This window comes from Agrococcus pavilionensis RW1, from assembly GCF_000400485.1.
Lineage (GTDB): Bacteria > Actinomycetota > Actinomycetes > Actinomycetales > Microbacteriaceae > Agrococcus > Agrococcus pavilionensis.
This window is the reverse complement of record NZ_ASHR01000028.1, coordinates 44,651-68,122: the sequence shown is the minus strand read 5'-3', so window position 1 is coordinate 68,122 and position 23,472 is coordinate 44,651. Positions and strand designations below refer to the sequence as shown.

General features: G+C 71.8%; 21 protein-coding genes and 2 pseudogenes. 16 read left to right on the top strand and 7 right to left on the bottom strand.

The features are described from left to right. The first annotated feature begins 7 nt into the window (after positions 1-7). From L332_RS23970 to L332_RS23940, 8 genes are all read left to right on the top strand, one after another. Complete coding sequence (locus L332_RS23970) at positions 8-376, top strand: holo-ACP synthase (protein ID WP_021010844.1); 369 nt, start codon at positions 8-10, stop codon at positions 374-376. Further along, on the top strand, positions 376-2,253 hold the full coding sequence (gene tsaE, locus L332_RS29510) for a tRNA (adenosine(37)-N6)-threonylcarbamoyltransferase complex ATPase subunit type 1 TsaE (RefSeq protein WP_021010843.1): 1,878 nt from the start codon (positions 376-378) through the stop codon (positions 2,251-2,253). The genes L332_RS23970 and tsaE overlap by 1 nt, the downstream gene beginning before the upstream one ends. Beyond that, positions 2,250-2,816 (top strand): tRNA (adenosine(37)-N6)-threonylcarbamoyltransferase complex dimerization subunit type 1 TsaB, encoded by a 567-nt coding sequence (gene tsaB, locus L332_RS23960; protein ID WP_021010842.1) that lies wholly within the window; start codon positions 2,250-2,252, stop codon positions 2,814-2,816. The genes tsaE and tsaB overlap by 4 nt, the downstream gene beginning before the upstream one ends. Beyond that, positions 2,813-3,283 carry a ribosomal protein S18-alanine N-acetyltransferase gene (gene rimI / locus L332_RS23955; protein WP_021065035.1) on the top strand — a complete coding sequence of 157 codons (471 nt, stop codon included), beginning with the start codon at positions 2,813-2,815 and terminating at the stop codon, positions 3,281-3,283. Before tsaB ends, rimI begins: the two co-directional genes overlap by 4 nt. Continuing rightward, positions 3,280-4,329 carry a tRNA (adenosine(37)-N6)-threonylcarbamoyltransferase complex transferase subunit TsaD gene (gene tsaD / locus L332_RS23950; RefSeq protein WP_021065034.1) on the top strand — a complete coding sequence of 350 codons (1,050 nt, stop codon included), beginning with the start codon at positions 3,280-3,282 and terminating at the stop codon, positions 4,327-4,329. Before rimI ends, tsaD begins: the two co-directional genes overlap by 4 nt. A gap of 118 nt (positions 4,330-4,447) precedes the next feature. Beyond that, positions 4,448-4,816, top strand: coding sequence for a DUF4190 domain-containing protein (locus L332_RS0115405; RefSeq protein WP_021010841.1), 369 nt, complete (start codon positions 4,448-4,450; stop codon positions 4,814-4,816). Between the two features lie 48 nt (positions 4,817-4,864). After that, complete coding sequence (locus L332_RS29505) at positions 4,865-5,737, top strand: chromosomal replication initiator protein DnaA (RefSeq protein ID WP_021010840.1); 873 nt, start codon at positions 4,865-4,867, stop codon at positions 5,735-5,737. Next, entirely contained in the window at positions 5,734-6,036 is a 303-nt protein-coding gene (locus tag L332_RS23940; protein ID WP_021010839.1) for a hypothetical protein, read from the top strand. The genes L332_RS29505 and L332_RS23940 overlap by 4 nt, the downstream gene beginning before the upstream one ends. Positions 6,037-6,038: 2 nt before the next feature. Here L332_RS23940 and L332_RS23935 read toward each other — a convergent pair whose 3' ends face one another. After that, positions 6,039-7,205: a class I SAM-dependent methyltransferase gene (locus tag L332_RS23935; RefSeq protein WP_021010838.1), complete on the bottom strand. Its 1,167-nt coding sequence runs from the start codon at positions 7,203-7,205 to the stop codon at positions 6,039-6,041. A gap of 143 nt (positions 7,206-7,348) precedes the next feature. Between L332_RS23935 and groES the strand changes: the two genes are divergently transcribed. The 4 genes and pseudogenes from groES to L332_RS23915 form a co-directional block, all read left to right on the top strand. Continuing rightward, entirely contained in the window at positions 7,349-7,645 is a 297-nt protein-coding gene (gene groES / locus L332_RS23930) for a co-chaperone GroES (RefSeq protein ID WP_021010837.1), read from the top strand. 63 nt (positions 7,646-7,708) lie between these two features. Further along, complete coding sequence (rarD, locus tag L332_RS23925) at positions 7,709-8,602, top strand: EamA family transporter RarD (protein WP_021010836.1); 894 nt, start codon at positions 7,709-7,711, stop codon at positions 8,600-8,602. 1,353 nt (positions 8,603-9,955) lie between these two features. Further along, the gene (locus tag L332_RS23920) at positions 9,956-11,233 is read left to right on the top strand and encodes an ABC transporter substrate-binding protein (RefSeq protein ID WP_021010835.1); all 1,278 of its coding nucleotides are present in this window, start codon (positions 9,956-9,958) and stop codon (positions 11,231-11,233) included. Between the two features lie 325 nt (positions 11,234-11,558). Then, a pseudogene (locus L332_RS23915) lies at positions 11,559-12,290 on the top strand (IS256 family transposase); the annotation flags it as partial. A gap of 90 nt (positions 12,291-12,380) precedes the next feature. On the opposite strand, the pseudogene L332_RS30135 reads toward L332_RS23915, so the two are convergent. The 5 genes and pseudogenes from L332_RS30135 to L332_RS23895 form a co-directional block, all read right to left on the bottom strand. Continuing rightward, positions 12,381-12,497: pseudogene (locus L332_RS30135) on the bottom strand (IS481 family transposase); the annotation flags it as partial. 945 nt (positions 12,498-13,442) lie between these two features. Next, positions 13,443-14,291, bottom strand: coding sequence for an ABC transporter ATP-binding protein (locus L332_RS23910; protein WP_021010832.1), 849 nt, complete (start codon positions 14,289-14,291; stop codon positions 13,443-13,445). After that, complete coding sequence (locus L332_RS23905) at positions 14,288-15,283, bottom strand: ABC transporter ATP-binding protein (RefSeq protein ID WP_021010831.1); 996 nt, start codon at positions 15,281-15,283, stop codon at positions 14,288-14,290. The genes L332_RS23910 and L332_RS23905 overlap by 4 nt, the downstream gene beginning before the upstream one ends. Continuing rightward, positions 15,276-16,292: a branched-chain amino acid ABC transporter permease gene (locus L332_RS23900; RefSeq protein WP_021010830.1), complete on the bottom strand. Its 1,017-nt coding sequence runs from the start codon at positions 16,290-16,292 to the stop codon at positions 15,276-15,278. Before L332_RS23900 ends, L332_RS23905 begins: the two co-directional genes overlap by 8 nt. Before the next feature lies 1 nt (position 16,293). Further along, complete coding sequence (locus tag L332_RS23895; RefSeq protein WP_144061064.1) at positions 16,294-17,667, bottom strand: branched-chain amino acid ABC transporter permease; 1,374 nt, start codon at positions 17,665-17,667, stop codon at positions 16,294-16,296. A 228-nt stretch (positions 17,668-17,895) separates the two neighbouring features. Here L332_RS23895 and guaB point away from each other — a divergent pair, with 228 nt between their 5' ends. Next, complete coding sequence (gene guaB / locus L332_RS23890) at positions 17,896-19,404, top strand: IMP dehydrogenase (protein WP_021010827.1); 1,509 nt, start codon at positions 17,896-17,898, stop codon at positions 19,402-19,404. Positions 19,405-19,497: 93 nt separating this feature from the next. Here guaB and L332_RS23885 read toward each other — a convergent pair whose 3' ends face one another. Beyond that, positions 19,498-20,394: a hypothetical protein gene (locus L332_RS23885; RefSeq protein WP_021065030.1), complete on the bottom strand. Its 897-nt coding sequence runs from the start codon at positions 20,392-20,394 to the stop codon at positions 19,498-19,500. A 279-nt stretch (positions 20,395-20,673) separates the two neighbouring features. On the opposite strand from L332_RS23885, the gene L332_RS23880 reads away from it, so the two are divergent. From L332_RS23880 to L332_RS23870, 3 genes are read left to right on the top strand one after another with little or no spacing between them, the layout of a single operon-like run. Next, on the top strand, positions 20,674-21,540 hold the full coding sequence (locus L332_RS23880) for a DUF4097 family beta strand repeat-containing protein (protein WP_021010825.1): 867 nt from the start codon (positions 20,674-20,676) through the stop codon (positions 21,538-21,540). Further along, the gene (locus L332_RS30985) at positions 21,537-22,313 is read left to right on the top strand and encodes a PadR family transcriptional regulator (protein WP_021010824.1); all 777 of its coding nucleotides are present in this window, start codon (positions 21,537-21,539) and stop codon (positions 22,311-22,313) included. The genes L332_RS23880 and L332_RS30985 overlap by 4 nt, the downstream gene beginning before the upstream one ends. Positions 22,314-22,347: 34 nt before the next feature. Continuing rightward, on the top strand, positions 22,348-23,472 hold the full coding sequence (locus L332_RS23870) for a GuaB3 family IMP dehydrogenase-related protein (protein ID WP_021010823.1): 1,125 nt from the start codon (positions 22,348-22,350) through the stop codon (positions 23,470-23,472).

Sequence of the window (23,472 nt, the reverse complement as noted above, 5' to 3'; positions counted from 1 at the left end):
TCGGCTCGTGATCGTGGGGCTCGGCGTCGACGTCGTCGACGTCGCCCGCTTCGAGCGCGCCGTCACGCGCACGCCCGCGCTCAAGCCGCGGCTGTTCGCGCCGGAGGAGCTCGTGCGCAGCGACGGGCAGGCGCGCGGCCTCCACTCGCTCGCGGCCCGCTTCGCCGCGAAGGAGGCAGCGATCAAGGCGCTCGGCGCGCACGCCGGGATGCGGTGGGTCGACCTCGTGGTCGTGCCCTCGCCCGAGGGGGACCCGGAGCTCGAGCTGCGCGGCACCGCTGCGACGCGGGCCGTGGCGATAGGCGCCCGGCGGGTGCACCTCTCGATGAGCCACGACGGCGGCGTCGCGACCGCGACCGTCATCGCGGAGGACTGATGCGCGTCGAGGTCGACGCCGCGGCGATCGCGGCGAACGTGCGCGCGCTCCGGGCGCGCGTCGGCGTGCCGGTGCTCGGCGTCGTGAAGGCCGAGGGCTACGGCCACGGCGCGCTCGCGTCGGCGCGCGCGATGCTCGATGGCGGCGCCGTGATGCTCGGGGTCGTCGACCTCGCCGAGGCCGTCGCGCTGCGCGACGCAGGGCTCGATGCGCCGCTGCTCGCCTGGCTGCACGGCCCCCGCACCGACTTCCGCATCGCCGCCCGGCGCGGCGTCGAGGTCGCGGTCTCGTCGATCGCGCAGCTCGAGGCGGCCGCCGACGCCGGCGCGACGATCCACCTCAAGGTCGACACGGGGCTTGGCCGCAACGGCGTCGCGCGCGGCGACCGCGCCGCGGCCCTCGCTCGCGCGGTCGAGCTCGTGCGCGGCGGCGCGCGCGTGCGCGGCCTCATGTCGCACCTCGCCGGCTCGAGCCGCGAGGCCGACCTCGCGCAGGTCGCCGACTTCGCGGCGGCGGCCGCCGCCGCCGAGCCGCTCGCGCTCGAGGTGCGCCACCTCGCGGCCTCCGCCGCCGCGCTCGCGCTGCCCGAGTCGCGCTTCGACCTCGTGCGGCTCGGCATGGCCGCCTACGGCGTCGACCCCGCCGGGCCGGGCGCCGGCGACGGCGCGAGCGCGGCCGCGCTCGGGCTCCTGCCTGCGATGCGCGTCACCGCAGCCTTCCGCGACGGCCTCGCGGAAGGCGGCCTCGACGCGGGCCTGCTGCCCGCGATCGGCGCCCCGGTGCGCGTGCGCGACGAGCTCGCGCGCGTCGCGGCGGTCGCCGCGGGCGCGCTCCGCATCGAGCCGCCGCTCACGGGCGAGGGCGTGCTCTTCGGCGACCCCGCGACGGGCGCGCCGAGCGCCGACGCGTGGGCGCTCGCGGCCGGCACGATCACGTACGAGGTCGTGACGCGGATGGGCTCGCTCGCGCTCGGCGCGCACGGCACGGCCCCCGATCCCGCGCTCGCCCCGCGGCGCGCGCTCGAGCTCGGGCTCGACGGCGCGCCGCGGCGGCTGCTCGGCGAGCTCGTCGGCATCAAGCGCGTCGAGGCGGGGCTCGGCGTCTCCTACGGCGGCGAGCACGTGACGGCGCGGCCGACGACGCTCGCGCTCGTCGGCCTCGGCTACGCCGACGGCGTCACGCGCGCGGCGAGCGGCCGGCCGGTCATGCTCCGCGGCGGAGTCGAGCCCATCCGCGGGCGCGTCGCGATGGACCAGGTCGTGCTCGACATCGGCGACCGCCTCGCGGCCGTCGGCGACCCCGTCGCGATCGAGCACGCATCCGCCCCCGAGCTCACCGGCATGGTCGGCCCGCGCGTCGCGGTCGAGGTCGCCGGGACCGTGCCCGATGCCGACGCGATGGAGCTGCTCGGCGAGCGCATCGGGCGCCGCCTCGTCGCGGGCGACGCAGTGCTGCTCATCGGGCCGCTCGGCGCCGGCAAGACGACCCTCACGCGCGGCATCGGCAGGGCGCTCGGCGCCCGCGGCACGGTGCAGAGCCCGACCTTCGTGATCGCCCGCACGCACCGCACCGAGGCCGGCCCCGATCTCCAGCACGTCGACGCCTACCGGCTCGGCGGCGACGAGGGCAGCGAGGCGCAGCTCGACGACCTCGACCTCGACCTCGACGGCGCCATCACGGTCGCCGAGTGGGGCGCGCCGCTCGAGCACGCGCTCGACTCGTGGCTGCGGGTCGAGATCGAGCGGCCGGCGACCGCGGGAGAGGACGACATGGATGACGAGGCGGATGCGCCGCGGCACGTGCGGCTGAGCGGTCACGGCCCGGGGTGGGACGCGGCGCGGCTGCGCGGGCTCGCGCTCGAGGGGGCGGCGCGATGATCCTCGCGATCGACACCTCGCTCGGCACCGCGGTCGCGGTGCTCGACGGCGATGAGCTCGTCTTCGAGGAGCGCTCCGACGACCGGCGCGGGCACGCCGAGCGGCTCGGGCCGATGCTCGAGCGCGCGCTCGAGGGGCGCAGGAGCCGGATCGAGCTCGTCGTCGCGGGCATGGGGCCCGGCGCGTTCACCGGGCTGCGCGTCGGCATCGCCGCCGCGCGCGCGACGGCGATGGGGCTCGGCGTGCGCTGCCTCGGCGTCGCGAGCCACCTCGGCGGGGCGACTGGCGATGCGCAGGTCACGACCGACGTCCGCCGGCGCGAGCGCGCGTGGAGCGTCGTCGCGGGCGGTGCCGTCGTCGAGGGGCCGCACCTCGCGCCCGCCGACGCGGTGCCCGAGCCCGCCGGCGAGCACGCGGGGCTGCCGCGCGTCGACGCCGAGGCGATCGACGCGGGACTGCTCGCTCGCGCCGCCGCGCGCGGCGCCGCCGAGGTGACCGAGCCGCTCTACCTGCGCGAGGCTGACGCGGTGCCGTCAGCGGGCCCGAAGCGGGTGTCGCAGTGAGCGCCGACCTCCCCGAGGCGGGCGTGCGCGTCCGCACCGCCGGCGCCGCCGACCTCGACGCGATCATGGCGCTCGAGCGCGCATCCTTCGGCCCGAGCGCGTGGGAGGCCGAGACGATGCGGGCCGAGATCGCGAGCGAGTGGGGGCGCTACCTCGCCGCGGTCGACGCCGAGGGGCGGCTCGTCGGCTACGCGGGGCTCCGCGCCGTGGGCGTCGAGGGCGACGTGCAGACGATCGCGGTCGCGGCCGACGCCCGCGGTCGAGGCATCGGGCGGGCGCTGCTCGCCGAGCTGCTCGCCGAGGCCGAGCGCCGCGGCGTGCAGGAGCTCTTCCTCGAGGTGCGCGCCGACAACCCCGTCGCGCGCGGCCTCTACGAGTCGGTCGGCTTCCGCGAGATCGGGGTGCGGCCGCGCTACTACCAGCCGGAGGACGTGGATGCCGTGGTGATGAAGCGGGAGGCGCGATGAGCGAGCGCGCACCGGTCGTGCTCGGGATCGAGTCGAGCTGCGACGAGACCGGCGTCGGCATCGTGCGCGGCACCGAGCTGCTCGCGAACCGCATCGCGTCGTCGATGGAGCTGCACGCGCGCTTCGGCGGCGTCGTGCCCGAGATCGCGGCGCGCGCGCACCTCGAGCAGATGCAGCCGACGATCCTCGCGGCGCTCGACGACGCATCCATGACCCTCGACGACCTCGACGCGATCGCCGTCACCGCCGGTCCGGGACTCGCGGGCGCCCTCATGGTCGGCATCGGCGCCGCGAAGGGCCTCGCGACCGCGCGGGAGCTGCCGCTCTACGGCGTCAACCACCTCGTCGGCCATGTCGCCGCCGACGTGCTCTCGGGCGAGCCGCTCGAGCTGCCGACCGTCGCGCTGCTCGTCTCGGGCGGCCACACGTCGCTGCTGCTCGTGCGCGACCTCGCCGGAGACGTCGAGCTGCTCGGCGAGACGATCGACGACGCCGCGGGCGAGGCGTTCGACAAGACCGCGCGCCTGCTCGGGCTCGGTTATCCCGGCGGGCCCTCGATCGACGCCGCGGCCGTCGGCGGCGACCCCGACGCGATCCGCTTCCCGCGCGGCCTCACGGCGCCGAAGGACCGGCAGCGGCACCGCTTCGACTTCTCCTTCTCGGGCCTCAAGACCGCCGTCGCCCGGCACGTCGAGCGCGCCGAGGCGGCGGGGGAGCAGCTGCCGATCGCCGACGTCGCGGCGAGCTTCCGCGAGGCGGTCGTCGACGTGCTCGTCGCGAAGGCGCTCGACGCGTGCGCCGAGCTCGGCATCCCGCGGCTGCTGCTCGGCGGCGGCGTCGTCGCGAACCGCCGCTTGCGCGAGGTCGCCGCCGAGCGCGCGGCCGCGCAGGGAGTCGAGCTGCGCATCCCGCCGCTCGAGCTCTGCACCGACAACGGCGCGATGATCGCGGCGGTCGGCGCGATGCTCGTCGCCCGCGGCGACGCCCCGAGCGACCCGGGCTTCGCGGCCGAGTCGACGCTCGACGCGAGCACGGTGCAGGTGTGAGCCGGGCAGGTGTGAGCCGGGCAGGTGTGCGCCGGGCAGGTGCGAGCGCGGTGCGGGTCGCCGACGGCCCGCACAGCCGGGGCTGGCAGGATCGGAGCCGAGACCGAGGAGGCGCAGCATGAGCCAGGCCGTGTGGCAGCAGCAGGGATGGGGCGCTCCGGCGCCGAGCCAGCCCGCTCCGGGACCGCAGCCGACGGCGTGGAGCGCGCCGACGCATCCGGGACCGACGACGAGCACGCTCGCGGTGCTCGCGATCATCGCGGCCGTGTGCGGCGCGACGATCCTGCCGATCATCGGCTCGATCGGGGCGATGGTCATGGGCGCGATCGCGCTCGGCCGCATCAAGCGCACCGGCGAGGACGGCCGGCTGCTCGCGATCTGGGCGATCATCCTCGGCGCCATCACGATCGTCGCGATGCTCTCGGCGACGATCACCGGCATCGCGATGATCGTGCAGCTCGCCGAGCAGGTGCAGCCCGGCCTCTAGGCGATACGTTGATCACGCGCATCCGCGCGCGTGCCAAGGAGGAGCCCCGTGACCGACCAGTTCTCGCAGGCCGACGACCGATTCCGTCGACCCGACCAGGAGGGCGCCGAGCCCCAGGCCGGTGAGCAGCCCACCGCGGACTTCGGCCAGCAGTCGGCGCAGCCGGCCTACGACCCGCAGCCCGACGCCCCGGCGTACGGCCAGCAGGAGCCGGGCTTCGGCCAGTCGCCCGCGTACGGGCAGCAGCAGCCGTTCGGCGACCAGGGGCAGCCCTTCTCGCAGCCGGCCTTCGACCAGCAGGCCCCGCAGGGCGACGCGGCGTACGGCCAGTCGGCTCCGGCATCGGGCTACGGGCAGCAGCCCTACGGCGAGCAGCCCGGCTACGGCCAGCAGTCGCAGCCGGCCTACGGGCAGCCCGCGCCCGCCTACGGCGAGCAGGCGCCCGCCTACGGCGAGCAGGCCGGCTACGGCCAGCAGCAGCCCTACGGCAGCGCGCCGGCGTACGGCCAGCAGCCCGCCTACGGCCAGCAGCCGTCGTACGGTCAGCAGCCCGGGTACGGCGCCGACTCGGCCGGCTACGGCCAGGCGCCCGGCTACGGCGACGCGGCCGCCGGCGGGTATGCGCCCGCCGCCTACGCCACGCCCGGCGAGAAGAAGCTCAAGGGCATCACCGTCTGGGCGCTCGTGCTCTCGGGCCTCGGCCTGCTGCTCTCGTTCGTCTTCGGGCTCGGCTTCCTGCCCGCGCTCGTGGGCGCGATCCTCGGCTTCGTCGCGATCCGCAAGAACCCCGAGGGCAAGCCGTGGCCGCTCGTCGCGGGCATCGTCGGCGCCGTCGCGGCCGTGATCTCGATCATCGTCGGCGTCGTGAACGCCATCCGCCTCGCGCAGTGGATCGAGTACTACTCGATCATGGGCGGTTGATCGAGCCGGCTCGGCCCCGGTCGGCGCGCGGCGCGCGCCGGCTGAGCGACCTCACGTGGGTCGCGCTCATCCTCTCGGGACTCGGCCTCGCTCTCGCGTTCATGAGCGGGGCCGGGCTCCCGATCGCCGCCGCCGGCACCGTGTGCGGGCTCTTCGCCCTCCGCCGGCGCCCCGACGACAGCCCGTGGCCGTACGTCGCGGTCGCGGCGGGATCGGTCGGCTCGATGCTCGCGCTCATCCTCGCGATCGTGACCGCGGTCGAGTGGCTGCCGGTGCTGCCGGGGATGCTCCTGGGCTGAGCTCACGCTCGGTCGGCGAGGATCGCGCGATGCCGGCCGCCGACGCGCGTCGCGACGAGCGTCGCCCGCTCGTCGCCCTTGAGCTTGAGCCGCTTCCGCAGCGCGGCGGGGTCGACATCGGCGCCGCGCTTCTTGATCTCGAGCTCGCCGATGCCGAGCTGCCGGAGCCGCTGCGCGATCCTCCGCTCGTCGAGCGGCAGCACCTCGCGCACGCGGAACGCCTGCGCGAGCGGCGTCTCGACGAGCGCGTCGCCCGTGAGGTAGGCGATGCCCTCGCTCACGCTCCGCGCGCCGAGCCGCTCGGCGAGCGTGCCGATGAGCTCGGCGCGGATGACCGAGCCCGCCGGCTCGAAGAGCCACTCGCCGAGCTCCCCGGGCTCCGGATGCGTCGGCGCACCGACGAGCTCCTCCGCTGCGCCGTCGCCGAGCACGAGGGCGCTGCGCGGCGCGGCGGGACGGGCCAGGGCGCCCGTCCACACGACGGCCTCCACGGTCTCGAGGCCGTCGGTGACCCACTGGTGCTCGGCGTCCGGCGGCAGCAGGGCGCGATCGATGCCCGGCGCGAGCTTGACGCCCGCGGGCTGCGCGGCGGCGCGCTCGAAGACGCGGTCGAGCGAGGGCGACCAGTCGGCGGGGTCGCGCAGCCGGCTCGCGCCGTCGCGCCGCGCGGGGTCGAACCAGAGCGCCTCGGCGTCGGTCGCCGTCTCGAGGGCGTCGCCGTGCACGACGGTCGCGTGCCACGGGGCGAGGTTGAAGGCCGCGATCGCCGCCGTCGCCTCGTCGCGCTCGACCGCGGTCACCTCGAGCCCGAGCGTCGCGAACGCGAGCGCGTCGGCACCGATCCCGCACCCGAGGTCGGCCACCGAGACGATGCCGGCCGAGCGCATCCGGCCCGCGTGGTGCGCGGCCACGCGCAGCCGCGTCGCCTGCTCGAGACCGGCCTCGGTGAAGAGCATGCCCTGCGCGAACTCGCCGAACTTCGCGCGCGCCCGGCGCCGCAGCCGCGCCTGGCTCAGCACGGTCGCGACGAGCAGCGGGTCGTGCCCCTCGGCGCGCAGCCTCGCGACCTCCCGAACGACGTCGGCGGCGCCGCCCAGGCCGGCCTCCGCGCGGTCGAGCAGCGCGAGGCCCTCCTTCGACAGCAGGAGTCGCAGCGCATCGGCGTCCATCGCTCTCATCCAACACCACGCACCGCCCGCGGGTCCCGGGTGGTTGGCACTCATGTTGACCGAGTGCCAACTCTCCGCCTAGTCTTGGAGCGGCGCCCGGCATGACCGGGCGCGCCCCAGAGTCTGACAAGAAAGAGGCAACCGTGTCGGTTTCCATCAAGCCGCTCGAGGACCGCATCGTCATCAAGCAGGTCGAGGCAGAGACGACCACTGCAAGCGGTCTCGTCATCCCTGACACCGCCAAGGAGAAGCCCCAGGAGGGCGAGGTCGTGGCGGTCGGCCCCGGCCGCATCGACGACAACGGCAACCGCGTGCCGATCGACGTGAGCGTCGGCGACAAGGTGCTCTACTCGAAGTACGGCGGCACCGAGGTCAAGTTCGGCACCGACGAGTACCTCGTCCTCTCGGCTCGCGACGTGCTCGCGATCGTCGAGCGCTGAACCAGCACTGACGAGAGCGGCGGCGCCCCTTCGGGGGCGCCGCCTTCGCGATTGAAGGGGACGATGCCCGAGCAGCGCACGACCGGTGTCTGGTACGCCGTCTTCGCCTACGCCTTCTGGGGCGTCGTCCCCGTCTACCTGCAGCTCACCAAGGGCATCGACGGCTTCGAGCTCATCGGCTGGCGGGTGCTCGCGTCGGTCGTCGTCGCGTTCGGCCTCGTCGCGATGACGCGCGGATGGGTGCGGTTGCGCGCGATCCTCCGCAACCGGCGCGACACGTGGACGCTTGTGCTCGCAGGCCACGTCGTGCTCGTCAACTGGACGGCCTTCATCGTCGCGGTCCTCGCCGACAAGGTGCTCGAGACGAGCCTCGGCTACTTCCTCAATCCGCTCGTCTCGGTCGTGCTCGCGGTGCTCTTCCTCGGCGAGCGGCTGCGCCCGGCCCAGTGGGTCGCCGTCGGTCTGGGCGCGGTCGGCGTGCTCGTCATGATCATCGGCTACGGCGAGGTGCCGTGGTTCGGCCTCACCGTCGCGATCTCCTTCGGCGTCTACGGCCTCATCAAGAAGCGCGTCGGGGGATCGGTGGATGCGCTCTCCGGCCTCACGATCGAGACGACGGCCGTCATCCCGGCGTCCCTCATCATGCTCGGCATCGCGGTGAGCATCAACGGCGTCACCGTCGGCGCAGCGGGCACGACCGGCATCTGGGCCACGGTCGGCCTCGGGCTCGTGACGGCGCTGCCGCTGCTCGCCTTCTCCGCCGCCGCGCGCCGCATCTCGCTCTCCGCGCTCGCCTTCACGCAGTACCTCGCGCCGATCATCTCCTTCCTCTTCGGCGCCTTCGTCATGCACGAGCCGATGCCGCTCGAGCGCTGGATCGGTTTCGCGCTCGTCTGGCTCTCGCTCGTGCTGGTCTCAATCGACCTTCTAGTGGCGCGCGCTATTCGCGCTCGGTGAATGTCCGCAGAGACGCGTCGATGGTCTTGATGGTCGGGTGGCCGAAACAGGCCTTGACGGCGAACTAGGGACGGCCTATGTTCGGGCCATGAATCGACTTCTCCACCGAATTTCCGTCTACATGCTCATTGTGGGTGGTGCATCGCTCGTCTTCTTTGCCGCAGGCGAGGAGCCCGCCGAAGCGTACCCGTCGAATTGCTCCGCATACATGGTGTCCGGCGAAGGACGCGCGCACTGCAGTTCGGGAACGGGCTCGTACCGGGTGGCGCTGACCTGCAGGTATGCATATGGGACGTACGTGGCGACCGGTCCTTGGCGCGGGCCCTCAAGCGATGGCTCAATCTACTCGGCAGTGCGTTGCGTGAACAAGGACACGCCTCTGTCCGTGACCTATCAACGCACCACTTGAGATTGGCCTCGTGCCGAGGCTTCCATTCATCGACCGCGTGCGTCCCGACCGTCTGCCAGATGAGACGGTCGGAGAACGGTCCGTGCCCCTTGCTGACCAAGCATGCACCGATAGCTGCTCTCGTTAATCAGGCGTTGAGTGCGGTCCGGCGATATCCGGGCGTGTCCTTGGAGCAGAGTGCGAGATACGGGCAGCTGCGACGGCGTGATGCGACACTGCGTGGGGTAGCTCGGATTCCGAGAGAGAGGGGCAGCGGCACCAATGGTTTCAAGGGTGGAAGTCCCCCTCGCTCATCAAGTTCGGGCGCTGTTGAGACGCTCCACGTCGCTAATCGGGAGGTAGTGAGAGCGTGTAGAGACTTGCCGGACCGCACTCGACGATGACGTGATGCAGGGCGCATCGGCAGGCGTACGTGTTGTCGTCATGCGCCGCTCGATGTGTTGGCGTCGTAGGCGGCGGAGTCGATGTGCGTCGGCGTTGCACGATGCGTTGGCGTGGGCGGCGCGGTCATCGGCGGTGCAGCCAGGGACGGTCCTCGCTGAACGCGTGGATGAGGTCACAGCCTATGCGGGTTCTTGATTGCGACGCCCCGGCCGAAGTCGGAGCAGCTACAGCTGGCGGCCGGCTTCGAGGAAGCCTCTAGCGTGATCGTTGGCGCCAAGCTCGGCCGAGGGCCGACGATCGCTCGGGCTTACCGCCGCCGCAACGTGCGACCGCGTTGAACCGGCGCGCACGCGCACAACCGCAGCCACGCCCCTTACCGCCCGCGGCCGGATCGCCGCTCAGGGGCGGCCGAGGAATCGCCGTGGCCGAGCGCAAGCGCGGTTGTGTGCGTCAAGACCGTTACCAGGACGTAACGCGATCGCGCCGAAATCGTCGCGATGCTCGCTTACTGTGGGTCAAACGCGCGCGCCAGCGCGCGTCCCACGCAATTGAGGAGCACAATGCAGTCCTTCCTTCGCACCAAGGGGCCGAAGCCCCGGCGCTTCGCGGCGCTCGGCGCCGCGACCGCTGGCGTGCTGCTGCTCGCCGCATGTTCCGGCGGCGGCGGCGGCGCCGCCACGCCATCCGGCTCGGCCGGACCCGAGGGCAACGGCGAGGTCGACACGGAGTTCGTGGTCGGCACGATCCTGCCCCAGACCGGCAACCTCGCGTTCCTCGGACCGCCCGAGTTCGCCGGCGTCGACCTCGCGGCGGCCGACCTCGAGGCCGCTGGCTTCGAGTTCACGGTCGACGTGCAACACCGCGACTCCGGTGACACGACCACCGACATCGCGACCCAGTCGGCGAACGAGCTCATCTCTGCGGGAGCCGATGTCGTCGTCGGCGCCGCGTCGTCCGGCGTCTCCCTGACGTTCATCGACCGACTGGTCGATGCGGGCGTCGTGCAGATCTCCCCGGCCAACACATCACCGCAGTTCACGGACTACCCCGACGACGGCTTCTACTGGCGAACGGCTCCGTCCGACGTCATGCAGGGTCGCGTTCTGGGCAACCTGATGACGAGCGACGGAGCGGCCAGCGTAGGGTTCATCACGATCAACGATCCTTACGGCACTGGGCTCGAGAGCAGCGCGACCGAGGCGGTCGAGGCCGCGGGCGGTACCGTGACCGGCAGCCAGCTCTACAACCCCGGTGACACGAACTTCACGACCCAGGTGCAAGAGATCATGGCCGGCCAGCCCGACGCGATCGCCATTATCGCCTTCGCCGAAACGGCGCAGATCGTGCCGGAGCTCGTGACGCAGGGCTTCCCGGCCTCAGGCATGTACCTCGTCGACGGCAACCTGTCGAACGACTACAACTTCCCCGAGGGCACGCTCGACGGCGCGAAGGGCACGCTCCCCGGTGACCCGACGAACGAGACGTTCCGCGAGCGGCTACTCGAGCAGGACCCCAACCTGCAGGACTTCTCGTACGGCGCCGAGTCGTACGACGCGGTCATCCTGGCGGCCCTCGCGGCCGCGACGGGCGGCAGCGCCGACGCCGAGACGATCCGCGACAACATGCAGGCGGTCTCTACCGAGGGCACGAAGTGCACCGAGGTCGCCGAGTGCCTTCAGCTGATCGCCGACGGCGAGGACATTGACTATGACGGCCCGTCCGGACCGGTGGAGTTCGATGAGAACGGCGACCCGTCGGAAGCCTTCATCGGCATCTACCAGTACGGCGCCGACAACCAGTACTCGCTGCTCCGAGTCGAGGAGGGCTCGCTCGACTGATCTGCTGCGGCAGGCTCGCTCCCCGGAACCCGGCTCGTGTAGGTTCCGGGGAGTGTTGTCGTTTCTGCTCCTGGCGTGCCCACCTTGGCTCTGGGGTCATTCGCGATCTCGATGCGATGCGCAGGCCCCACGTGACTTCGCCGCCCGTAGGGTGGGGTGTGCTTGTGACAGCGGCCAGGGTTCGCATCCGGGCGACGAAGGATCGGAAGTGTTGCCGTCCATCCGCGCGTGGCGGATGGCCGGAAGGCGGTGTGGGCAGGCCGTCCTTCAACACCGTTGCCGAGAGCTGACGGCGGTGGAGCACCGAGCCGGTGAGGGCCTTCGGGTCGTGAAGGTCCGCGACGGTGGGCACGTGCGCAACAAGGCCGCGCATATCGCAGTGGGCGTGGACGTTGAAGGCATCAAGGATGAGCTAGGCATCTGGGTGCAGGACACCGAGGGCGCGAAGTGCTGGGCGGCCGTCTGCGCCGAGCTCGTCAACCGCGGCGTGGACGACGTGCTGATCGAGTGCTGCAATGGGCTGACCGGCTTCCCCGAGGCGGTGAGGCGACCTGGCGGGAAGCGACCATCCAGACGTGCGTCGTGCGCCTGATTCGGGCCGCGCACCAGTTCGTGAACTACAAGGACCGCAAGGCCGTCTCCGCCGCGCTCAAGCTCATCTACGAGGCCGCGAACGCGGACGCCGCGCTGGCGGAGCTGCGCGCGTTCGAGGCGTCGAAGCTCGGCAAGCGCTATCCGTCGGCGGTGAAGACGTTCCGGGACGCGTATGCGCGGTTCACGCCCTTCCTCGCCTTCCCGCCTGAGCTGCGGCGGGTGATGTACACGACCAACTCGATTGAGTCGCTGAACTTCCAGTTGCGGAAGGTGACCAAGAACCGCGGGTACTTCCCCCGACGACCAGCCGGTCGCGAAGCTGCTCTGGTTGGCGATCTGCGAGATCGAGGGCAAACGAGCCAGAGACCGCGCGAAGGAGAAGGGCCGGCGATCAGAGCAGCGTAAAGCCGAAGGCAGGCTCGTCGAGGGACAAGTGACCACGAACTGGAAGCAAGCTCTGTAGCAGCTGTCGCTCGTCTACCCCGAGCGCATCAACCGCCACCTCTAACCACACCGGAACGCGCCGCTTACACAAACAGCTTGACGGGCCCTCGACCTGCTCACAGATCTCACCTAGCGAGTGGCGGTAAGCCCAGGCGTTGTCGGTCATGACGCGCTCGATTGAGGCGATGCCGTGCGGGGCGAAGAACGCGCCCGCTCGGCGCAGGAAGAGGTAGCTGGGCGCTTCGACGACTGCTGCCGCCAAGAGTCACGGCACCGTGCGGAACGATTGGCGCTCCAGACGTACGAGAGGGGGACGCGCGGCGTCGTCCCATGTAGCGCCCGCCTCTCGTTCGGACTTCTCAGCGGAAGTGGAAGGTCCTGGACACCACGGTGTAGCCGGCCTGGCAGTAGACGACGGCTGCCCCCGACACCCGCCAAGGTGAATAGTTGATGACGAAGTGGCCAGTTGGCCGTTCGCATCCCACTGCGATTCGGAACTGAGTGTCGCCTCCGGTCAAGTACCGGCAGGTGCCTTCGACCGCGTCCCGTTGGTTGCAGTCCAGCAGCCTTCCCCGCCCGCCATTGCAGGGGTTGCGCCAACGAAGGCTAGTGCACCGATGAATGCTCCGGCCAAGATGGGGCCCATCATTAGTGCCCGCTGGCGCTTGACTCTCATGATTGATACCTCCGTGGTTTCGGGCCGCGACATTGCGGCTTGAAAGCGTTCTTAGCAGGTAACCGAGGGTGCGCTCGAGCATTTTGTTCCAGTAACGACGTATTTCTTCGCGTGAGCACGGCGCGGGTCGGCAGCACCGACCCCGTCACCATGCGCGACCGCGCGCGGTCGGTCTTGAGGAGCGGCGAGAAGTGCACCGACGCAAGCGCCGCCGAGTGCTCGCAGCCGATCGCCGTCGGCGGGAGTTGAACCACCACGCTCTCTCCGGCCCGATCGAGTTCGACGGGAACGGCTGCCGATGTACGGCGCAGACAACCACTGGGCCGCTGGCCTTGTGGTTGTTTGCGCTCGTCCGAGCTGCGCGGAGTGAGGACGACGAAGCTGACGGCGGGCACTGCCCAGCACCGCGCGGTCTCCGGCGAAAAGCCAGCGCGCACCATGCCGCCACGAGAGAGGAGCCCGCTGCGCGCAGCGGGCTCCTCGTCGCCGATCGACCTACGGCGCCTTCGGCTCCTCCGCCGCGAGCGGGGGAGCGGTCGTCGTCGCCACCTCGGGCGTCGGCCCGACAGTCTCGGTCGCCGACGTGCGCGCCTTCTCCTCGACATCCGTCGCGAGCGTGCCGAGGTAGAGCTGGATGACCTTGGGGTCGTTCAGCATCTCGCGGCCGGTGCCCGTGTAGGCGTCCTTGCCCTGGTCGAGCACGTAGGCGCGGTGCGCGATCTGCAGGCAGCGCCGCGCGTTCTGCTCCACCATCACGATCGTGACCCCGTGGCTGTTGATCTCGGCGACCCGCAGGAACGTCTCGTCCTGGCGCACGGGGCTCAGGCCGGCGCTCGGCTCGTCGAGCAGCAGCACCGCGGGGTCCATCATGAGCGCGCGGCCCATCGCGACCATCTGGCGCTCACCGCCCGAGAGGCTGCCCGCGCGCTGCTTGCGCCGCTTCACGAGCTCCGGGAAGAGTGCGCCGACGAACTCGAAGCGCTCCTTGAACATCTTCGGCTCCTGGAAGAGCCCCATCTCGAGGTTCTCCTCGATCGTGAGCGAGGGGAACACGTTGTTGTTCTGCGGCACCATGCCGACGCCCTTGCTCACGAGCCTGTCGGCCTTGAGCCCCGTGATGTCGTCGCCGTTGAGGAGCACCGACCCCTCGCGGATGCTCACCTGGCCGAAGACGGCCTTGAGCAGCGTCGACTTGCCGGCGCCGTTCGGTCCGATGATGCCGATGAGGTCGCCCTGGTTGGCGACGATCGAGCAGCCGTTGAGGATGTTGACCCCCGGCAGGTAGCCGGCGACGAGCTCCTTCGTCTCGAGCACCGGGGTGGTCGTGGCACCGGTCGCGGTCATCGCTGGCCCTCCTCGTCGTCGGCGGCCGTGATCCGCGTCGCGCCGCCCGTGCGGGTCTCGGAGTCGGTCGCGGATGCCTCCGGGTCGACCGGCACCTCCTCCTCGGCCGCTTCGTTGATCTGGGCGACCTGCTGGTTCGTCAGGGTGCCGAGGTCGGTGTCGTGGTGCGCGCCGAGGTAGGCGTCGACGACGGCCTGGTTCTGCATGATCGTCTCGGGCGGGCCCTCGGCGACGACCTTGCCCTCGGCCATCACGATCACCCAGTCGGAGATGTGGCGCACCATGTGCATGTCGTGCTCGACGAAGAGCACGGTCATGCCCTCGGCCTTGAGCCCCTTGACGTGGTCGAGCAGCGACTGCGTCAGCGCCGGGTTGACGCCGGCCATCGGCTCGTCGAGCATGACGAGGCTCGGCTCGCTCATGAGCGCGCGCGCCATCTCGAGCAGCTTGCGCTGCCCGCCCGAGAGCGACGCGGCGTAGTCCTCGCGCTTCGCGTCGAGCTTGAAGCGGGCGAGAAGCGCGTCGGCGCGCTCGGTGTTCGCCTGCTCCTGCTTGGCCCACAGCGGCTTGAGCAGCGCCGCGAAGATGCCCTCGCCGCGCTGGTCGCGCGCGCCGAGCAGCATGTTCTGGAGCACCGTCAGGCGGCCGAGCGACTTCGTGAGCTGGAACGTGCGCACCATGCCGCGCCGGGCGACCTTGTGGCTCGGCACGTGCGCGAGCGACTGGCCCTCGAACGACCACGAGCCCTTGTTGGGCCGGTCGAAGCCCGTGAGCAGGTTGAAGAACGTCGTCTTCCCCGCACCGTTCGGACCGATGAGCGCCGTGATCATGCCGCGGGGGATCTCGACGTGCGCGACGTCGACGGCGGTGAGGCCGCCGAACTGGCGCACGACGCCGTCGGCGACGACGATCGGGTCGACCTTCTTGCAGCCCGGGCCGACCTCTCCGTCGACGAGCGGGTGCGTGGTGGGAGGCGTGGTCGTGTCAGACATTGAACGACAGCTCCTTCTTGTTGCCGAGGATGCCCTGTGGTCTGAAGATCACCAGGACCATCAGTGCGATGCCGATGAGCACGAACCGGATCTGCCCAGCCTGCGAGCCCGACATGTCGCCGAAGACCCCCATGCCGTGGAGCAGGTTGATGACGCCGCCCGTGAACGAGAGCAGCACCCAGAACAGCACCGAGCCGAGCAGCGGCCCGAAGACCGTCGCGGCGCCGCCGAGCAGCAGCGCGGTCCAGATGTAGAACGTCATCGTGGTGGCGAAGTTGTCGGGCTGCACGGCGCGCGGCAGCACGAACATCACGCCGGCGACCGCGCCGAGCACGCCGCCGAGCACGAGCGCCTGCATCTTGTAGCCGTAGACGTTCTTGCCGAGCGAGCGCACCGCATCCTCGTCCTCGCGGATGCCCTTGATGACGCGTCCCCACGGGCTGCGCATGAGGAGCCACACGAGCACGAGCGCGACGATCACGAGCGACCACGCGACGATGCGCACCCACGTGTCGTAGGCGGTCGCCGTCCACGGGCCGAACCCGTAGGTCGTGCCGGTGAGCGGGTTCATCGCGTCGAAGTCGCCCTTGTAGTCCGCGCCGCGCAGGCCCTGCGAGCCGCCGGTGATGGCAGTGAGGTCCTGCGTGCGGACGGAGAAGCGGATGATCTCGGCCGCCGCGATCGTCACGATCGCGAGGTAGTCGCCGCGCAGGCGCAGCGTCGGGATGCCGAGGATGAGCGCGAAGACCACGGCGGCGACGATCGCGACGAGCACCGCCGCGATGAACGAGAGCCACACCGGCCAGCCGAGCGTCGCGGTCGGGTCGACCATCATCGTGAAGATCGCGAACGCGTAGGCGCCGATCGCCATGAAGCCCGCCTGGCCGAAGTTCAGCAGGCCGGAGTAGCCGAAGTGGATGTTGAGGCCGATCGTCGCGAGCGCGAAGGCGGCGGTGGTGGGCGAGAGGATCTCGCTGGCGGCGGAGTTGATGATGGAGAGGAAGTCCATGTCAGCCGATCCTTTCCCGTCGACCGAGGATGCCCTGCGGTCGGAACAGCAGCACCAGGATGAGCACGAGCAGCGCGATCGCGTAGCGCAGGTCGGGTGCGATGAAGAGCGTCGAGATCTCGGTCACGAGGCCGATGATGATGGCGCCCACGAGCGCGCCGAACGCGCTGCCGAGCCCGCCGAGGGTGACGGCGGCGAAGAGCAGCAGCAGGATCGTGAAGCCGACGTCCCACTTGATGTTGGCGCCGATGAAGTAGGTGTAGAGGATGCCCGCGCCACCGGTGAGGAGGCCGGCGAGCACCCAGACGATGCGGATGACCCGGTCGACGTCGATGCCCGACGCAGCCGCGAGGCCCGCGTTGTCGCTCACGGCTCGCGTCGCCTTGCCGATGCGCGTGCGGGTGAGGAACAGGCCGACGGCGACGAGCACGACGATCGCGATGAGCGCGCTCACGACGCCCGACGTGCGCATGAGCACCGGGCCGATCTGCAGCACCGCACCGCGGTCGACCGAGAGGCCCTCGGTGCCGCCGCCGATGAGGAACTGGTAGAAGTAGCGCAGCGCGATCGAGAGGCCGATCGTCACGATGAGCACCTGCACGAGGCCCACGCGCCGGCGGCGCAGCGGCTTGAAGATGCCCCAGTCGTGCGCCCAGCCGAATGCCGCCGATGCGACGAGCGTGACGATCACCGCGATCCACGCGGGCCAGTTGACGAGCGTCGTGGTGGCGTAGAAGACGATGCCGCCGAAGGTGAGCAGCTCGCCGTGGGCGAAGTTGTTGACGCCCGTGGTGCCGAAGATGAGCGTGATGCCGATCGCCGCGAGCGCGAGCAGGAGGCCGAAGCTCAGGCCCGAGATGACGCGCGCGAGCAGCTGCGAGCCGAAGTCGTTCGAGCTCGCACCCGTGTCGGAGGAGCCACCGGGCGTGCCCTCGCCACCGGGGGCGGGTGCCTCGCTGCCGCTCGGGGCGCCGCTGCTGCCCGTGCCGGGGTCGCTGCCGGAGCCGCCACCGCCCGTCGCGGGGCCGAAGGGGAACAGCACGCCGACCGCGGTCGAGCCGCCGACCTCGAACTCCCGGCTCTCGAAGCTGGGGTCCCGCAGGGTCAGCCCCTCCGGCAGCGTCGACGTGTCGATCGACACCGTGTAGGTGCCGGTCGACGGGACGCCGATGAGCCAGCGTCCGTCGGCGCCCGTGGCGACGGTCTCATCGACGCCGTTGCCGGTGACGGTGATCTCGACGCCCTCGACGGGCGTCTGCCCGTCACGGATGATGCCGTTGAAGTTGTAGGGGGATGCCTGCTCGGTCTCGGGGAGCGGCGCGGCGGCGACCGCGGTCGCACCACCAGCCACCATGCCCATGACGGCCAAGGCCACGGCGATCACTCGCCGCAGCCCGCGCCGTTGCGGTCTGCTGGACGTCTTCACATGTCCTCCATGCTGTGGGGCGACGAGTCCAGCAGGAATGCGGATCGCGGGATGCCCGTTACATCGGTGGTGTCACAGTAGCGGCGGCCGCGCCGCTCCTCGTCCAATTGAGGCGCTCCTCGGGGCAACTTCGCCGAGATGCCGCTGGACCGTAACCGAATCGATACGATGAGAGCGATGGAGATGCGCAACCCGTTCGGGCCGATCGGCCTCACCTACGACGACGTCATGCTGCTGCCCGGCCGGACGGATGTGATCCCGAGCGAGGCCGACACCGGCACGCGGCTCTCGCGCCGCATCCGCCTCGGCATCCCGCTCGTGTCGAGCGCGATGGACACCGTGACCGAGGACCGCATGGCGATCGCGATGGCGCGCCAGGGCGGGCTCGGCATCATACACCGCAACCTCTCGATCGCCGACCAGGCGGCGATGGTCGATCGGGTGAAGCGCTCGGAGTCGGGCATGATCACCGATCCCGTGACGACGCATCCCGACGCCACGATCGAGGAGGTCGATCGCGTCTGCGGCGAGTTCAAGGTCTCGGGGCTCCCGGTGGTCGACGAAGCGGGCGTGCTCGTCGGCATCGTGACGAACCGCGACATGCGCTTCGTGCCGCGCGACGAGTTCGCGACGACGCTCGTGCGCGACATCATGACGCCATCGCCGCTCAAGACCGCGCCGATCGGCATCTCGCGCGAGGACGCGTTCCAGATCTTCCAGCAGACGAAGCTCGAGAAGCTGCCGCTCGTCGACGAGGACGGCCGCCTCGGCGGGCTCATCACCGTCAAGGACTTCGACAAGGTGGAGCAGTACCCGAACGCGACGAAGGATCCGCAGGGCCGCCTTCGCGTCGGCGCCGCGATCGGCTTCTTCGGCGACGCGTTCGAGCGCGCCGAGGCGCTCGCGGAGGCGGGCGTCGACGTCATCGTCGTCGACACCGCGAACGGCGAGAGCCAGGGCGTGCTCGACATGGTCGCGAAGCTCAAGGGCGACCGCCGCTTCGACGACATCGACATCATCGGCGGCAACGTCGCGACCTACGAGGGCGCGGCGGCGCTCATCGCGGCGGGCGTCGACGCGGTCAAGGTCGGCGTCGGGCCCGGCTCGATCTGCACGACGCGCGTCGTCTCCGGCGTCGGCGTGCCGCAGGTCTCGGCCATCTACGACGCCGCGCGCGCCGCGCACGACGCGGGCACCGACATCCCGATCATCGCCGACGGCGGCCTGCAGTACTCGGGCGACATCGCGAAGGCGCTCGTCGCGGGCGGCTCGTCGGTCATGCTCGGCTCGCTGCTCGCCGGCACGAACGAGAGCCCCGGCGACCTCGTGCTCGTCAACGGCAAGCAGTACAAGACCTACCGCGGGATGGGCTCGCTCGGCGCGATGCAGACGCGCGGCAAGAAGACCTCCTACTCGCGCGACCGCTACTTCCAGGCCGACGTGCCGAGCGACGAGCAGCTCATCGCCGAGGGCATCGAGGGGCAGGTGCCCTACCGCGGCCCGCTCGGCTCGGTCGCCTACCAGCTCGTCGGCGGGCTGCGGCAGTCGATGTTCTACACCGGAGCGCGCACGATCGACGAGCTCAAGGAGAAGGGCCGCTTCGTGCAGATCACCGCGGCGGGCCTCAAGGAGTCGCACCCGCACGACATCCAGATGGTGGTCGAGGCGCCGAACTACCGCCGCTGACCGCTCGCGCTCGACCGGGGCCGCTGCGCCCGACCGGGGCCGGCGCGCCCGGCCCGGTCAGGCGCAACCGCACCGCTCGGCGTGGAGTGCGCCTCACCAGCCCGGCAGCGCGGAGCGCACCGGGATGTGCGCGCGCTCGAGCATCGGCCGCAGGAGCGCCGGACGGAACGCCTGCTCCCACATCCAGTGCAGCGTGTCGATGTGCTCCCGCAACGCGTCCTCGCGCTGCTTCTCGGCGATCACGGCATCGACCGGCTGCATCCCGTTCGCCTCAGCGATCACGCCGTACTTCCACGCGCCGTCGAACTCGCCGCCGAGCAGCCGCATCCCGGGCCGCTCCCAGAGGAAGTCGGGAAAGCGCGGGCCGAGCCTCGTCATGATGCGCACCTGCAGCTGCGGCGGGGGCGCTCCGAGTCGGTGGATGGCGACCCGGCTCCACGACTCGCCCACCGACTGGCACAGCGGGTCGGCGAAGCGGATCACCCACTCGGCGCGGCGTCGGCCGCGCGGCCCTTGGCGACCTAGGGCGTCCGTCACCGCTTCCTTCGTGACGATCTCGCGCCGGAGCGCCTCGTCGAGCGCGCTCACGGCATCGCCCTGCCGACCGACCCGGGCGAGGTGCGCGAGCGCGTAGGCGGGGGTGCAGCGGGCGATGTCGTCCTCGACGAGCACGTCGTCGTCGTCGATCGCGACCCGCGTGCTCGCGACGCCGCTGCGGCGGCCCGTCGCGCCGAGGTCGCCGATCGTGTGCACCGCGTCCGGCCGGCCGTGCGGGAGGTCGGCGAGGGCGAGCGCGGACTCGCGGGCGAAGACCGCGCCGGGGCGCGAGAGCGCGACCGCGCGCACGTGGACGACGTGGCGCTGGTGCTGCGGGAGCGCCGTGAACGCGGCGGCGTCGACGTAGGCACCGCGGCGGATTCGCTGGAGCTCGGGTGCTCGTCGGAGCCGCTGCGGCTCGCCTGGGTCCGGTCTGAGGAGGTCGACGGTCACGGCCGCACCCTGGCGCATGGGGCAAGTGACCGCGTGGCTCGGCGAGCGCGCTGTGGAGAGCGACGCTCGCGCATCGTACGCGAGCCCGCGCGCGAGCCGGTGATGCTCGGCGACCGGGGCGCCTGCGCCTGACCGGGGCCGGTGCGCCTGCCCCGCTCGGGCGCAGCGGCCCCGATGGAGCGGAGGCGATCGCGAGGGGTTGTCCTGCTCGGCGACGCGATATATCGTGTCTCGTAAGACGCGCTATATCGCGTTTTCGATCAGGCGAAGGAGCCAGAGATGGACGAGCAGTTCGAGAGCGGCGACACCAGGCCGCGCAGCGCATCCGGCGCGTCGGCGTCGGGCGCCGACCGGATCATCGAGCAGTGGGTCGTGCGCGAGGGCGAGAGCCGCGTCATCGACCTCGACGAGGTGCGGGCGCTGCGCGTCGGCATCGTCGGCGGCAGCGTCGACATCGTCGCGCACGACGAGCCGACCGCCCGCGTCGAGGTGCACCGCGTCGAGGGGCGCGACCTCACGGTCAAGCTCGAGCACGGCCGGCTGTCGATCGCGCACCCGCGCGTGAGCTGGGACGACGTGTGGCAGTCGGTCAAGGCGCTCGTGGGCGTGCGCGCCAAGGTCGAGCTCTCGATCCTCGTGCCGCGCGACGCGACGCTCTCGCTCGGCCAGGTGAGCGCATCCGCCCTCGTCTCGGGCCTCCGCTCGAGCGCGACGCTCAGCACCGTCTCGGGGCAGCTGCAGGTCGAGTCGCACGAGGGCGAGCTCGAGCTCAACACCGTCTCGGGCGACGTCGAGGTGTCGGGCGGCAGCGGCCGGCTCTCGGTCAACGGCGTCTCGGCCGACGTCACCGCGAGCGGCGCGCTCGACGAGGTCGGCGTCGACACCGTGAGCGGCGACGTGCTGCTCGACGTGCACGGCTCGCCGCGCTCGATCTCGGTCAACACCGTCTCGGCCGACGTGACGCTGCGCCTCGACGCGGGCCAGGGCGTGCGGGCGACGACGCGCACCGTCTCGGGCGCCGGCTCGATCGCCGGCCACTCGCTCCCGCGCCGCGGTGGCACCGAGACGATCGACGGCTCGAACCTCTTCTCCTTCGTGGCGAACACCGTCTCGGGCGACGTCACGGTCGTGCGGAGGGACGCGTGAGCCCCGCCGTCTTCGGCCACGGCGCGCTGCGGCTCTACCTGCTGAGCCTCCTCGCCGAGGCGCCCCGCCACGGCTACGAGCTGATGCAGGCGCTCGAGCAGCGCTTCGGCGGCACCTACTCGCCCTCCGCCGGCACGATCTACCCGCGGCTCTCGAAGCTCGAGGAAGAGGGGCTGCTGACGAAGGCGGTCGATGGCCGCAAGACCACCTACTCGATCACCGACGCGGGCCGCGCCGAGCTCGACGCGCGCGAGGCCGAGCTGCGCGACCTCGAGAGCGAGATCACCGACTCGGTGCGGCGGATGGCCTCCGACGTCCGGGCGGGCGTGCGGAGCGCGATGCAGGCCCTCCGCGCCGACCTCGCGGCGGCCGAGCGCGACGCGCGGAGCGCCGCGCACGGATCGCGACCGAGTGCGCCCGGGCGCGACGCATCCGGGCCCGACGCATCCGCCCCCGTGCCCGAGGCGCCGCCCGCGCCCGAGGCGCCGCACGTGCCCGCGCCGCCCGACGCGCCCGAGGAGCGCGCGGCGAACCCGTGGAGCGCGCCGCAGCCGGAGCGCGACGAGCGGGTGGATGCGTCGCACCCGGCCGAGCGCGCCGCGTCGCGCATCGCGGTGCACGACGTCGAACTCGCGCTCGGCGAGTTCCGCCAGCAGGTGCGGGCGGCGGTGCGCGCCGACCGGGGCGAGCGCATGACGGCGGAGCGCGCGGCGACCGTGCGGCGCGAGCTCGAGGCGGCGCTGCTGCGCATCAAGAGCGCGCTCGGGGGCTGAGCCTCGCTCGACGAGCCCGGGATAGGCTGGGGTCGTGACGGACATCGAGATCGGCCGCAGCAAGCGCGCCCGCATGGGCTACGGCTTCGACGACATCAGCATCGTGCCGTCGCGCCGCACGCGCGACAGCGACCTCGTCTCGCTCCAATGGCAGATCGACGCGTTCCGCTTCGAGGTCCCGGTGCTCGGCGCGCCGACCGACTCGGTCATGAGCCCCGCGACGGCGATCGCGCTCGGCCGCGCGGGCGGCCTCGGCGTGCTCAACCTCGAGGGCGTCTGGACCCGCTACGACGACCCCGAGCCGCTGCTCGCCGAGATCGCCGGCCTGCCGGCCGACCTCGCGACGAGCCGCATGCGCGAGATCTACGCCGAGCCGATCAAGCCCGAGCTCATCCGCGACCGCATCGCGCAGATCCGCGACGCGGGCGTCGTGGTCGCGGGCAGCCTGAGCCCGCAGGCCGTGCAGCAGCACTACGAGGCGGTGCTCGCGGCGGGCGTCGAGCTCATGGTCATCCGCGGCGCGACCGTCTCGGCCGAGCACGTGTCGGCCGACGCCGGGGCGCCCCTCAACCTCAAGCGCTTCATCTACGAGCTCGACGTGCCGGTCGTGGTGGGCGGCGTGGTCACGTACACGGCGGCGCTGCACCTCATGCGCACCGGTGCCGCGGGCGTGCTCGTCGGCTTCGGCGGCGGCGCCGCCTCGACGAGCGAGAAGGTGCTCGGCGTCGCCGCACCCATGGCGACCGCCGTGAGCGACGTCGCGGCAGCGCGCCGCGACTACCTCGACGAGTCGGGCGGCCGCTACGTGCACGTCATCGCCGACGGCTCGCTCGGCACGTCGGGGCAGATCGTCAAGGCGCTCGCGTGCGGCGCCGACGCCGTCATGCTCGGCACCGCGCTCGCGCGCGCGACGGATGCGCCGGGTCGCGGCTGGCACTGGGGCCCGGAGGCGCACAACCAGAAGCTGCCGCGCGGCAACCGGGTGCAGGTCGACCGCGTCGGCCCGCTCGACGTCGTGCTCAACGGGCCGTCGCCCGTCGCCGACGGCACAGCCAACATCATGGGCGCCCTCAGGAAGGCCATGTCGACCACCGGCTATAAGGATCTCAAGGAGTTCCAGCGGATCGACGTGGTGCTGGAGGCCAACCCGCAGCGCTAG